Genomic DNA, 12,837 nt, shown 5'->3' with positions numbered 1-12,837 from the left:
GCCCACAGACCTACCCTAAAATAAATAAGGTCCAAAAATAATGATCCCAATAACGACGGCCTGAATAGTGGAAACCAGTACGGCACCGGAAGCAACATCCTTGCCGAGGCCGGCAAGGGGATGGTACCTGGGTTCAGCCAGATCAATTGCCCTTTCCAACGCGGTATTAAACAATTCCGCCACCAGAACGCTGCCAATAGCATAAATAATGAACAGCCAGTGAACGCCTGAAAGATGAAAGTAAGCGCCTGCCAGAACAACAACCACGGCGGCAAAAAAATGAAATCTGAGGTGTTTTTCTGTTCTCAGCGAGTAAGCAATCCCTTGCAAAGCCCCTCTGCAGCTGCCGGCAAAACCAGCAGGCTTACGGATATCCGGCATTATTCTTCCCCCTTGTCAGCGCAGCAAGCCGAGCTGATCCATAACCTGTTCCTCCAGACGCCTCATAACACTGGAATCATCCTCATTGCCATGATCGTACCCCAGAAGGTGCAGTGTTCCGTGCACTGCCAGGTAAACAATCTCTCTGGCAAAGGAATGCCCATACTCAATAGCCTGCGAACGGGCTCTTTCGACAGAAATCACGATATCACCGAGAGCCGTATCGCAGTAGCTAAAATTATCGTCATCTTCTTCGTATTCGTCAAGATCTTCTTCATCTTCTTCGTCAATCATTTCTTCGAGAGAATATTCAAGCCGTTCTTTCTTATCCTTATCCGACTGAGGATTATAATAAATCTCCGGCTCCCCTTCCCCCTTTTCCCGAAGGGCAAAAGATAGGACGTCTGTAGGGCTGTTAATTCCACGGTACGTCTTATTCAGGAGATAAATAGATTCATCATCGGTCAGGACAAGTCCGATCTCAGCGTCTTCCGGGCCACCTCCCTCAAGAAGTGCTTTCTGAATGCCCGTGCGAAGCAGTTCTGCTATTTTATTTTGTTCATCTTCTGTAATAGAATCATCTTCCCAACTGATATCTAGTTCCATTTCTCAGAAAAGACCTGCCATTAAAGAGCAAGTCTTTTTCTCCCCCCTATCCGTGAGAATTATTTTTTACGAAAGCGAATCAGGTTCGCTTTCCTGCTTAGCCGAAGACTCATCCTCTTTTTGCGGTTTCGATTCCTCCTGTTTCTGACCAGTGTCTGCTTCCTCTGCCAATTTGGTCTTGGCCGACGGCAATTCAGGGTATTCGATTCTGGAATGGAATATTCCGCTTAGAACCTTAACAAAAGCTATAGATATCTTATCCAAATCCTTAAAGGTTAAGTCACATTGGTCAAGCAGGCCCTCATCAAATTTCTCCTTGATAATCTTACGCACCAATCCTTCAATTTTTCCCGGCGAACTGTCCTTCTGGGAACGGACGGCTGCTTCAACATTATCCGCCAGAAGAACCAGCGCCGCCTCTTTAGACTGGGGACGCTGCCCGTCATATCTGAAAGCTTCTTCCGGAGCATCCGGATTCTCTTCGAGTGCTTTATGGTAAAAGAACGATGCCGTACTGTCCCCGTGGTGCTGCGCAATAATATCCTGAATATTGGATGGAAGCTTATGCTCTTTGGCCATTTCTAGTCCGTCTTTGATATGGGAAATAATAATTAGGGAACTAAGCGTCGGGGCAATCTTTTCGTGGGGATTATCCTTGGAAAACTGGTTTTCTATAAAGAAGTACGGTCTTTTCAGCTTGCCGATATCATGATAGAGCGCACCGACTCTGACCAGCACAGGGTCAGCTTTAATTTCCTCAGCGGCAGTTTCAGCCAGATTCCCAACTAGGACGCTGTGATGGTAGGTCCCTGGCGCTTCGATCAATAAGCTTTTCAACAGCGGCGCATTCGGGTTAGATAATTCCAGCAGCCTTACAGCTGATGTAATGTTAAAGCCCTGTTCCAGCCAAGGCAAAACACCCATGGTAAGAACAGACGACAGAAACCCATTGGCAACGCTCAGCATGCATCCAATCAGCCAATCGGTTGGACTAATCTGAAGGATTAAGGCAACACCGCTTACAAGGGCAATATTTACCAAAGCCACAAACAATCCTGCCCTGGCCAGTTCAGAACGGCGGTCCAGTTTAGCAACACCCTGTATGCCGACAATGCCGCTAAGCAAAGAAAATAAGGCTGCCAGCGAACCTGCTGCTCCCATGTTCCCTGGATCTGCCATCATCCCGGTGAAAATAGCCAGAATGACGCCTACCAGAACTGCGATCTTAACGCCAAGCAGGAGTGTAACCGTCATCGTAACCCAGGCTGCAGGTATCAGGATAGCCGTCAAAGTGTTTAAATCATTGTCCCCAAGACTGATCGCCATAAAGGCTTTACCCATAGCCAGCGCAACAATCATCAGAAGTCCGATCAGCACCATCCTTTGCCAGTGGGTAAACGTGTCGGGGCTGAACTGGTAGGCAAATAAGATCAAAATGATCATCGAAACCAGGACAATTATTGCAATTCCGGAAGCCGGCTTCCACGGAGATTCTACTTTGATCAATCCGTACGCCTGCAGGGCTTGATAAATCTGATCATCAACAATTTCCCCCGGTCCTATAATTTTTTCATTTTCTCGATAGGTCCGGATGGATGGTTTAACCTTAGAAATGGCAATATCCTGCATTTTTTTTGTCGCTTCTTCATCGATGGTCAGTGTCGGTTTGATCACACACTGTTCAATAAATTCATTTATAAGTTCTTTTACAGGTTCAGTTACATTGGATTGATTGATCTGTTCACTCATTCGGTCCTGTGAAAGTGATACTTCTGCCTGAGATCTCGCTCCGGTCTCGGCATCGCTTGCTATCCCAAGGATGACAACTGAACTAGTTCCGGAGGCAGATACAATCTCCTGATCAGACAAATTCAGCAGCGCTTCAAGCGTGCTGTTCGATAATCTGCTATAAGGGACTTTCTTGCGGAGCTCGTCCATTTTTTCTGTAAGACTGTCCTTAGAATCTTTTTGATCCGCTAGAATCTCAAATGTCCGATCCAAATCTTTTGACAAGTTGGAAATTTGATCGTCATCAGCCATATAAACAGGTCCGACTGCATTTGCCGCTGCTTCCTGTTCTTCCTGGAACTTGGCGAGATCTGTCACTTTCTTTTCATAAGGTGCCGTGATCAATTCCGGACTGGGCTCACCGGATTCAATATTTAATTTGGACTGAAAAAGATCCGAGGCCAATATCGCGGTTAAGAGAATAAAGAACAGCACAAATAATGCTATCTGGTATTTTGTCATAGCATTCTTGGTCTTTTTAGGCAAAAGCATTGTTTTCAATTTTTTATTCAAGTCCCATCAATCCTTACCGGACTGCTTGTCCTCTTTTTTATCTTGCGCATCGTAAGCGTGAATAATGCTTTGTACAAGCGGGTTGCGTACAATATCGTCCAAAGTAAAGTAATGGAAGGAAATGTCTCCGATACCTTTCAGGATATGTTGTACTTCAATCAGCCCTGAATAATTGCCGCGGGGAAGGTCAACCTGGGTGATGTCGCCGGTAACCACTGCTTTGGAGGCAAATCCGAGCCTGGTCAGAAACATTTTCATTTGCTCCGGGGATGTATTTTGGGCCTCATCGAGAATAATAAATGAATCGTCTAGCGTACGCCCCCGCATATAGGCCAATGGAGCAATCTCAATCGTGCCTTTCTCAATATACCGTGCGGTCGTTTCCGGTCCTAGAAGATCATAGAGCGCATCATAGAGCGGTCTGAGGTACGGATTGACCTTCTCCTGCAAATCCCCGGGCAAAAAACCAAGTTTTTCTCCGGCTTCCACCGCAGGCCGGGTGAGAACAATCCTGTTCACTTCTTTGGCCCTCAGCGCCTTGACCGCCATGACCACCGCCAGATAGGTCTTTCCTGTCCCGGCGGGTCCGATGCCAAAGACAAGTGAATCCTTAGCAATGGCCTTAACATACTTGGCCTGTCCAAGCGTCTTGGGTTTGATCGGACGGCCCCTTTGTGTCGTCGCTATGATATGGGTGAGGTTTTGAGCCATATCCTTCACGCTGCCCTCTTCCACCTGGGAAACAACGTAGGTTACGTCTGCCAGGGTCAGTGTATTGCCTTTCCTAATTAAGTCCAGAAGCTGTTTGAGAACTGCTTCGGCAAGCTTGACCTGTTGTTCTTCACCTGAAATCGTCATCTCTTCACTGCGAAAAACAATCTGACAGCCGAGACGCTCTTCCAGAAATCTTAAGTTGACGTCCTCAAGGCCAAACAGGTTTAATGCTTCTTCTTTATCTTTCAGATTTAGTTTCGATTCATTACGCAAATGTGAGTTCCTCCAAATACAAGGATATTTGCTTATTTTTTATATACCGCGATATCTTCAAAGGTCTCAACTTCAACCCTGACATGTTCTGTTCCTTTTTTAGAAGAAAGAATCCGAACCTTATTCTGCAGTACTTTGACCCCTGAAGGCAGTTTTTGTTTCAATTCCTCCCTGGCTAGAGTCTCTGCAAGCTTCCTTCCTTCTGCTGCTGTACGGCTTACATGTACTTTTTGGGTTTCTTCATAATGTACCTTTAACAATTCGACAGGAAAACGCCAATTCCTCCAACTGGGCAATGCATATGTGCAGGTTTCTTGGATCGAATCGGAATAGGGGCTATCCTGATTTGTTATCATTATTACACGGTTATTTATTTTTATTCCCCACCCATTGGTCATATTTTCTGTCTTTTCAATCCTATCTTCTTCCAGGGAAACAATCTTGTCTGCGCTGTACCAGACCCTTGCCCTGATAAAGCCTTTGGCCGCCGGAGCATCCGTCGCGTTTTGTTTGGCTCTGTTCTGTCCAGATACATCAAAACTGTATTCCGTCATTCCTCCCGAAGCCTTGATCAGAACCTGTCCGGCGGTAACCAGCTGTCCTTCAGCAATCAGCGCCTGCCCCTGAATGACGATCACATCTTCCACATAGCCTGTTTTGGCTGCCAAGAGATCTCCCTGGAATAAAACGTTTTGCGGCAGGGTTTTTTCGACAACTCTGATTTTGATATTTGTTCCGCGCTCTTCCATCGTCACCCAGACCAGGTCAGGCATGCTCTCCTGAACTTGTTTACTCATCCGATCAAGGTCAAGGGAATTTTTCAGCACCCATTTATTTAAGCCGGCTTTTCCTGCTTCAGCAATAATCTGATCCGCTGACACCCTACTGTTTCCTTCTACACTAATGGAAAACACATACTGAGAAAGAACCGTGAGTGCTGCAATGATGATAAAAACACCAAAAATCAGACCCTTGCGTTTTTGCCAGCGCAGCGCTACAAACGGGAACCCATATCTGTTTCGGATCTTGATTTTGATTCCTGCTTTTTTGGCTGCCTTGCGCAAACGCTTGAAATCTGCAGCATTGATTTCGGCTAAAAAGCTGTCCGGCAGTTTTTTCCCATTATAGAATTCAATCCTGTCTTTAAGCGCCTCATTGATAAATCCAGCTAAGTTCTTGCCCTGCGCTTGAATGGTTACCCTTCCGTGCAGGTATCTGCCAAATTTTCCGAACACCTTCAGCCCTCCCCAAAGCTTAGTCCGGTTAACCGGCCGCGGATACTAATCTCATGATCCTGTACAGCGGTAAGGATGAATTTATCTCCGTTAAGGCAGAGTTTGCCCTCGGAAGTCCGCAAAGTAATTTCCTGATCCGAAAATCCGACCACTTCATCAAAATATTCTATGATGATCTCACTGCGTCCAATAATGGTTATTTTAGGTCCGTTATCCAGGACATCCGTCGGAAATTCCAGGATCTCACCGGCATGTTTTTGAAGCCTTTTCAGCACGCTTACCACTCCCTTCATAGCATGTCTATGCATCAGGAGCAGAGAATAGTCCAAGCAGTTAGCTGGAGACCAGGAGATCAGCGGAGAACAGAGGGAAACGAAAGAACAGATTGAATGCGCAACAGCCGAAGAGCCATTCAGGTACATGGCGTAAACCGTAAGTTTACCATTAAAAAAACTGCCGCTTATTAGCGGCAGTTTTTCATTACTCATTTTTAGGAACCCAAGAGTTCTCTCACGACTTGATTCACAAGCTTCCCTTCGGCTCTTCCTTTTGTCTTCGGCGTAATAATTCCCATGACTTTTCCCAAATCTTTGGGACCTTGGGCACCGGTTTCAGCGATGATTTCCTTAGCTATTTCGCGGATTTCCCCTTCAGTGAGCTGCTGAGGTAAGTATTCCATCAGGACGTCGACTTCCTCTTCAAGTTCCTGAACTTTGTCGGGCCTGTTCGCATTAGCAAACTGTTCCATCGCATCCCGCCGCATTTTTAACTCGCGGGCAAGAACCTCGATAACCTGATTATCATCGTTAAACTCCATTTTCTTGTCTATCTCAGCGTTTTTGATGGCAGCCCGTACCATTCGGATAACAGAAAGTCTGACCTTCCCCTCCTCTTTGGCCTTCATAGCTGTCTTCATATCCTCAACCAGACGATCCTTCAGGGACAATTGGAGCCAACTCCCTTATTTGAATTTACGTTTCCGCGCAGCCTCAGATTTCTTTTTTCTCTTAACGCTTGGCTTCTCGTAATGCTCGTGTTTGCGAGCTTCCGATAATACCCCAGAACGTTGACAGTTTCGCTTGAACCGGCGGAGTGCGGAATCCAGGGATTCATTTTTACCGACTCTGACTTCACTCATTTTTTTATCCCTCCCTCCACTGGTCAACTGATACGAAATAATTATAAAGGATGAATATGGACACGTCAAGCTGGAAGGAGCCTGCTTATTTGGCACATCAAGACACAACTCAGTCCTAATCTGACGGTTTTCCCGAAAGATGTTTAGCCGATTTTCTTGCCCAGCGGCTTGCCGCCGATCAGATGATAGTGCAGATGTCCAACCTCCTGACCTCCATCAGGTCCGCAGTTCACAACGACTCTGTAGCCTGATTCGGCAACCCCGAATTCTGCTGCGAGCTGCCTGATCAGGACAAAAATCCTGCCGGTCACAGCCATGTCATCTTCTGTCAGATCATTCAGACTGGTTAGGTGCTTTTTCGGAATAACCAGAATGTGAACAGGCGCCACGGGATTAATATCCTTAAAGCACAGGATATCTTCATTTTCAAAGACAATCGCTGAAGGAATTTCCTTGTTCACGATTTTGCAAAAAATGCAATTGTCCATGGGCCGAACCTCCAATTTTTTATCTTAGCGGCCTTTGCTGCCGGGTTATTCGCTTTTCGCAATCACTGTCTTGCTGAGAATATTCTGGTCACATTGCTCGAGCGTATCTGCAAAAGGAGTAAAGATATACAAAAAGACTGTACTGTCAAACTCCTCGAAATATCTTGCATAAATTCTTGTTCGGGATGCAATCAGCGGGAAATCCTCCAGGCTGGTTTTTTTGAGCGGATTACCGTACTGAATGTAAGCCCGCCGGCTGCCTTTATATTTGTGCGCCGGACTGTTAACTAGGATGATTGCATCCATTTGTTCCCAGCCCTCATAACCCGCATACGTGACTCCGCTCTTGACCTCGGAAGAAAGAACATTCATTTTCTGCTGCTCGGCAGGGCATCCCAGGCCGTCCAGGACCAGCTTCTGATAATCATATTTCGCTACAGCCATTATTTCGTTGCTATTCAGCTTCCCATCCGCCGAAAAACCATACTTGCTTTGCCCGGAGTTGTTCTTGATCAGATATCCTCCATAAAAACTCGCATAATAAGGTGAGTCATCCTTGTAAAGCGTGGATGAACCGTAATTCCAGCTGAACGCGCCGAAATTATAGAGTATCGACAGGGAAAGATCTCTTCCGGTGTATTGCGAAAAACCTTCATGATCATTAAATACCATGACAAACGGATACCAGTCTTTTTCTTCCGTACTGGAACCACCCGGGATCTGAACGGAGACATGCTGTTTATCCATCAGGCTCTTGGAATTTTCATATTTGGTGTAAGCCCACATCACCGCATAGCTTCGTACTTGTGCGTACAATGGTGCTTTTAATAATAATACACCCAGCGCAATAACTACGATTAAAACAATAATAAGGGGCTTCTTCCAATTCCTGATCTTATTCATTGTGGCTCCTTGTACTTTGAGGATTATTTGTTAATTATTATATTATAAAATGTTAGAAGATTAAACACCATTTGACAAATTCTGCTTTATTCAGCTTCATTAATTTCTTGGCAAGCAGCATTTTCTGGGGCTGAAACCAAATGCTCCTCGCGGACAGTGCATGTAATCAGATCGTTCTCGGCCAGGCTGGACGGAACTCTAAGTTCCAGATAATTTCGGGTATGTCCGCGGGCTCTTCCGTCTTGATCTACATTCTCCAAGAGTACTTCAAGTGATTTTCCGATAAACTTTTCCTCATATTTTCTGCGGCTCTTTTGACCAGACTGAATCAATTCCCTAACCCTGGTTGTTTTAATTGGGTTGGGTATCTGCTCCGGCATATCCGCCGCGGGCGTACCGGGTCTCCGGGAATAAGGGAAAACATGAATACCGGAAAATTCGCAGCTCTCAATAAAACGCAGGCTGTCCTGATAATCCTGATCTGTTTCTCCAGGAAAGCCGACCATAATATCGGAAGCGATTGCCGCATCTGGAACTCTGGCCCTTATCTGCTTCAGCAAAGCAGCATAATCCTCTGTCGTATAGGGCCTGTTCATTTTTTTCAGGATCTTGTCAGAACCGCTCTGAAGCGGAATATGGAAATGGGGACATACTTCCACATTGACAGCAATGATTTCCAACAATTCCAGCGAAAACTCCATCGGTTCAATCGAACCAAGCCGGAGTCTCTTCATCCCCGGAAGCTTCACCAGTTCACTGACCAGAACTCCCAGATTCATATTTTTATCGGCAAAGTCCCTGCCATAGGCGCCGATATGAATACCGGTCAGTACAATTTCCTTGTATCCTGCTCTCAGAAGTTCCCGGGCCTCCAGGTAGACGTTTTCAGGATCACGGCTGCGTGACGGCCCCCTGGTATAAGGTACGATGCAGTATGTACAAAACTGGCTGCAGCCATCCTGAACCTTCAGCATGGCCCGTGTCCGGCTCTCATTTTTGATCAGCGGAAGCTCCTCATATTTTATGCTTTCCTCAAAGCTTTTGACCTTTCGGAGAGGTTTTAAAGATTCAACCGGCCGCTTTGTCGAAGCACCGGCAGCACGTTCGCCCTGGATATCGCGTAAAAACTGAAGCAGGGAACTCCGGTCCTGAGTTCCCATGATCAGACCAACTCCATCGATCCCTGCAACCTCATCAGGACTTAGCTGGGCATAGCAGCCCATGACAGCGATGATTGCCCTCGGATGATCCTTGACCATCTTGCGGATGAGCTTGCGGGATTTCATGCTCCCTGTACCAGTTACGGTACAGGTATTAATAATGATCACGTCGGCAGAATCAGCCTCCTGGACGGTCTTATAGCCTTCATCGGACAGCAGCTGAGAAAGCGCTTCGCTTTCGGTCTGGTTGACCTTGCAGCCAAGCGTTAGAAAGCTCACCTTCAAGCCTTTCAGACTTTCCTTACTCCCGGTTATTTTTCGATTATCTTCGTTATTCATACCTTGGCTTCTTTTCCTTTTTTGAAAGATATTGAATTCTGAAGCAACGGTTTTACTTACCTTCAACCATAACGACACGTCTATCCAAGATCACCGAAGTAAGCGAGAGTCATCACAAGAGCTGCCAGAGCAGCTGTCTCTGTCCGTAGAATACGCGGTCCCAAAGAGACACTCTTAGCCTGAAGTTTTTCCTCGGCCCAGGCCACCTCTTCCAGCGCAAAGCCTCCTTCAGCCCCGATAAGCACAGCGATCGGGTATTTGGGTTCATATCCCTGAAGCACTTCCTTTAAGGAGTGCGTCTTTTCATCTTCATAAGGAATCAGCCATTGCGTCTCTGCCGGCAGCAGTCCCTTTAGCTTCACCCAATCGGTTACTTCCATAATTTTCGGTTCGATGACCCGATGAGATTGTTTCACAGCCTCAGCCGCGATTCTTTGCCAGCGAACCACTCTGTCCCGAGCTTTAACTCCTTCCAGTTGCAGGACAGACCGTTTCGTCCTTAAAGGGATAAGTCCGGCCATTCCGAGCTCAGTCCCTTTTTGGATGACCCATTCCATCTTTTCTCCCTTGGCCAGTCCCATGACAAGGTATACCCTTGCCTTTGCTTCCACGTCAGGGAATCCCTCTTCAACAATTCTGCAGTAGGCTGAGTCCCTGTCTAGTTCTTCAATAACTCCGAGCCACTGACCACCGGAATTATCAAAGCCCATGACTTTAGCGCCGCATTCAAGCCGCACCACATGAGTCAGGTGATGAAATTCTTCTCCGGCTATGTTAAAAGTGTCCTTTTCACGGGACGAGATTTTAAAACGGTGCATAGGATTCCTTCTCTCGAGAAAATAAAGAAGCCACTTGATACACTCAAGCAAACACAGCTTTCAGCAGTACCCAGCCTGCATCTTCAAGCCTGCCGACACAGCGAAGGCCAGCCGCATTCATTTCTCCCAGAACATCGTCTTCCCGGGTATCAATGATGCCGGAAGCAAGAAGGATACCCTCCGGTTTCATCAGCTGAGGCAAGGACGGCAGGAGTTCAATGATCACATCCGCGATGATATTGGCGATGACGACATCAGCTTTCCCCGTAAAGACCTCACCGAGGTTTCCCGTTTCAATCTTAATTTTATCTTCCATGTGATTCAGCGCTGCATTTTGCCGCGCAATCCTCACAGCCAGGCCGTCAATGTCGCCAGCCTGGACGTTTGCGCCGAGCTTGGCGGCCGCCACAGCCAGGATCCCGGAGCCGGTGCCAATATCAAAGACGTCCAGACCTTCCTGAATATGGTCTTCCAGCGCCTCCAGGCAGAGAGCGGTTGTCGGATGGGTACCCGTCCCAAAAGCCATCCCAGGATCAATCTCAATGATGACCACCTGGTCCTGCATATCTGTCTGTTCCCAAGTCGGTTTGATCAAGAAGCGTTTGCCGATTCGGACCGGTTTAAAGTATTGCTTCCATTCGTTCTCCCAGTCTTCTTCCTTCACCATCACGGAATTCGTTTCTATCATCCAGGCCGGAAATAATTCCTTGAAGAGCAGAAGTTCTTCCCGCAAGGAGGTAATCCTGGGACTTAAGCTTTCATCCTCCGGAAAATAACCCTTGACCACACACTTTCCTGTCACTTCCAAATCCGCATAAATATGATAATCCCAGATCCCTGATTCAACATACCCTTTAATCAGTTCAGGCGATTCGACAACTACCCCCTTGCTGCCAATCCGATAAAAAAGATCAGTAACAGCCTCCTCTCCCTCAGATGATACTGTTACCGCTATCTCAGTCCAATTCATGGCTAACTCCCTTTTCTTCGGTCGTTTTGACCGATCAAACATCTTCTAAGTCAAATATGATCAACTGATAGCATCCCGGACATTATCCTTCACCTTGTCCCAAAGCGATTTTTTACCAAGTTGCTGGCCTTCGGTTGTTATTTTCCCAAATTCGCTGAGCAGCTCTTTCTGCCGTTCCGTAAGTTTGGTAGGCGTTGCTACGATCACCCTGACATGCTGGTCACCGCACCCGCTGCCTCTCCGATAAGGAACACCCATTCCTTTGACTCTGAAGACTTTCGATGTTTGGGTTCCTTCGGGTATCTTTATTTTGACATCTCCATGAAGGGTAGGCACGTCAACTTCATCACCCAGGGCGGCCTGAACAAAAGTGATCGGGATTTCAACGTAGATATCATTGCCGTTTCTCTGGAAGAATTCATCCTTCTTAACGAGCAAAACAACATACAGGTCTCCGGACGGTCCCCCTCTTTCTCCGGCTTCGCCATAACCGCTGTAACGCAGACTTAATCCATCCTCCGTGCCTGCCGGGATATTGACTTCAATCTTTTTAACTTCTTTCACTTTACCTTTGCCATTGCATTTGCTGCACGGAGAGCTGATCATTGTCCCTTTTCCGCCACAAGCAGCACAAGTCTTGGTCGTAGCGATCTGCCCGAACGGTGTACGCTGAGTTGCCCTGATCTGCCCGGTACCGCCGCATTGTGAACACGTGGTCGGATTCGTGCCGGGAGCCGCGCCGCTTCCTCCGCACTCGGTACAGTATACTGAGACCGGAACTTCAATCTGCTTCTTCATGCCAAAGGCAGCCTCATGCAGCGTAATGGACAGATCATATCTCAAATCGGCGCCTTTCGCCGGGCCTTTTCTTCTGGAGCCTCCGCCCATGCCACCGCCGAAAAACATTTCAAAGACATCTCCAAGGCCGAAATCAGCAAAATCAGAGAAATCGCCAAATCCTCCAAAACCCTGTCCATTAAAGTCCACCCCGGCGTGGCCATATTGGTCATATTTTGCTTTCTTATCCGGATCGCTCAATACCGCATAAGCCTCGGTAGCTTCCTTAAAGCGTTCTTCCGCTTGCTTATCTCCCGGTTTGACATCGGGATGGTTTTCCTTGGCTATCTTCCTGTAAGCTTTTTTAATTTCATCCACGCTGGAAGATTTGCTAACACCCAGAACTTCATAGTAATCGCGTTTCATAATTTAAGCTGAAACTCCTCCCTAAATATCAATACAATACCGCATAAGACATAAATAAGACCCGCATTCCTCCGAATGCCGAAGCAGGTCCAAAGATACCGCTGCACCCTTAGACCCTCTTACCTACCTATAGACTCTTTCTAATGTATCATTATACTACCATTATTATTAATATGTTAAGATTCAAGGCGCGTTGTACCGGTATTTAGCTTTGAGGCTAAATACCGGTACTTTTTGTGTTTCAATATCGTTATTATCTGCGGACTCTTCATAATCAATCGATCAAACAATTATCTGATTCATACTGA

General features: G+C 46.7%; 14 protein-coding genes. All 14 read right to left on the bottom strand.

What is annotated here, in order from left to right:
- Positions 1–15 precede the first annotated feature (15 nt).
- The 14 genes from A7K50_RS10310 to dnaJ all read right to left on the bottom strand — a co-directional run bounded on the left by A7K50_RS10310 (position 16) and on the right by dnaJ (position 12,529).
- Complete coding sequence (locus A7K50_RS10310) at positions 16–381, bottom strand: diacylglycerol kinase family protein (protein ID WP_119776038.1); 366 nt, start codon at positions 379–381, stop codon at positions 16–18.
- Between the two features lie 15 nt (positions 382–396).
- A complete protein-coding gene (gene ybeY, locus A7K50_RS10305; protein WP_119776036.1) occupies positions 397–987 on the bottom strand; it encodes an rRNA maturation RNase YbeY in 591 nt (196 codons plus the stop codon).
- Positions 988–1,053: 66 nt separating this feature from the next.
- Entirely contained in the window at positions 1,054–3,237 is a 2,184-nt protein-coding gene (locus tag A7K50_RS10300) for an HDIG domain-containing metalloprotein (RefSeq protein ID WP_243103715.1), read from the bottom strand.
- A gap of 57 nt (positions 3,238–3,294) precedes the next feature.
- Positions 3,295–4,275, bottom strand: a complete 981-nt coding sequence (locus tag A7K50_RS10295) for a PhoH family protein (protein ID WP_020491493.1) — start codon at positions 4,273–4,275, stop codon at positions 3,295–3,297.
- Positions 4,276–4,307: 32 nt separating this feature from the next.
- Positions 4,308–5,510: a sporulation protein YqfD gene (gene yqfD, locus A7K50_RS10290; RefSeq protein ID WP_119776034.1), complete on the bottom strand. Its 1,203-nt coding sequence runs from the start codon at positions 5,508–5,510 to the stop codon at positions 4,308–4,310.
- A 2-nt stretch (positions 5,511–5,512) separates the two neighbouring features.
- Positions 5,513–5,998, bottom strand: coding sequence for a YabP/YqfC family sporulation protein (locus tag A7K50_RS14360; RefSeq protein ID WP_243103714.1), 486 nt, complete (start codon positions 5,996–5,998; stop codon positions 5,513–5,515).
- 2 nt (positions 5,999–6,000) lie between these two features.
- The gene (locus A7K50_RS10280; RefSeq protein WP_119776032.1) at positions 6,001–6,456 is read right to left on the bottom strand and encodes a GatB/YqeY domain-containing protein; all 456 of its coding nucleotides are present in this window, start codon (positions 6,454–6,456) and stop codon (positions 6,001–6,003) included.
- A 15-nt stretch (positions 6,457–6,471) separates the two neighbouring features.
- Positions 6,472–6,648: a 30S ribosomal protein S21 gene (gene rpsU, locus A7K50_RS10275; protein WP_015044591.1), complete on the bottom strand. Its 177-nt coding sequence runs from the start codon at positions 6,646–6,648 to the stop codon at positions 6,472–6,474.
- A gap of 143 nt (positions 6,649–6,791) precedes the next feature.
- Positions 6,792–7,136, bottom strand: coding sequence for a histidine triad nucleotide-binding protein (locus A7K50_RS10270; protein ID WP_020491490.1), 345 nt, complete (start codon positions 7,134–7,136; stop codon positions 6,792–6,794).
- Positions 7,137–7,181: 45 nt separating this feature from the next.
- Positions 7,182–8,039: a hypothetical protein gene (locus A7K50_RS10265; protein ID WP_119776030.1), complete on the bottom strand. Its 858-nt coding sequence runs from the start codon at positions 8,037–8,039 to the stop codon at positions 7,182–7,184.
- 86 nt (positions 8,040–8,125) lie between these two features.
- Complete coding sequence (mtaB, locus tag A7K50_RS10260) at positions 8,126–9,538, bottom strand: tRNA (N(6)-L-threonylcarbamoyladenosine(37)-C(2))-methylthiotransferase MtaB (protein WP_119776317.1); 1,413 nt, start codon at positions 9,536–9,538, stop codon at positions 8,126–8,128.
- 80 nt (positions 9,539–9,618) lie between these two features.
- Entirely contained in the window at positions 9,619–10,356 is a 738-nt protein-coding gene (locus A7K50_RS10255; RefSeq protein WP_119776029.1) for an RsmE family RNA methyltransferase, read from the bottom strand.
- A gap of 43 nt (positions 10,357–10,399) precedes the next feature.
- Positions 10,400–11,326 (bottom strand): 50S ribosomal protein L11 methyltransferase, encoded by a 927-nt coding sequence (gene prmA / locus A7K50_RS10250; RefSeq protein ID WP_119776027.1) that lies wholly within the window; start codon positions 11,324–11,326, stop codon positions 10,400–10,402.
- A 60-nt stretch (positions 11,327–11,386) separates the two neighbouring features.
- A complete protein-coding gene (dnaJ, locus tag A7K50_RS10245; RefSeq protein WP_119776026.1) occupies positions 11,387–12,529 on the bottom strand; it encodes a molecular chaperone DnaJ in 1,143 nt (380 codons plus the stop codon).
- Positions 12,530–12,837: the final 308 nt, after the last annotated feature.

The sequence above is a fragment of the Dehalobacter sp. MCB1 genome, assembly GCF_003590275.1.
GTDB lineage: Bacteria > Bacillota > Desulfitobacteriia > Desulfitobacteriales > Syntrophobotulaceae > Dehalobacter.
This window is presented reverse-complemented; position numbering and strand designations above follow the sequence as displayed.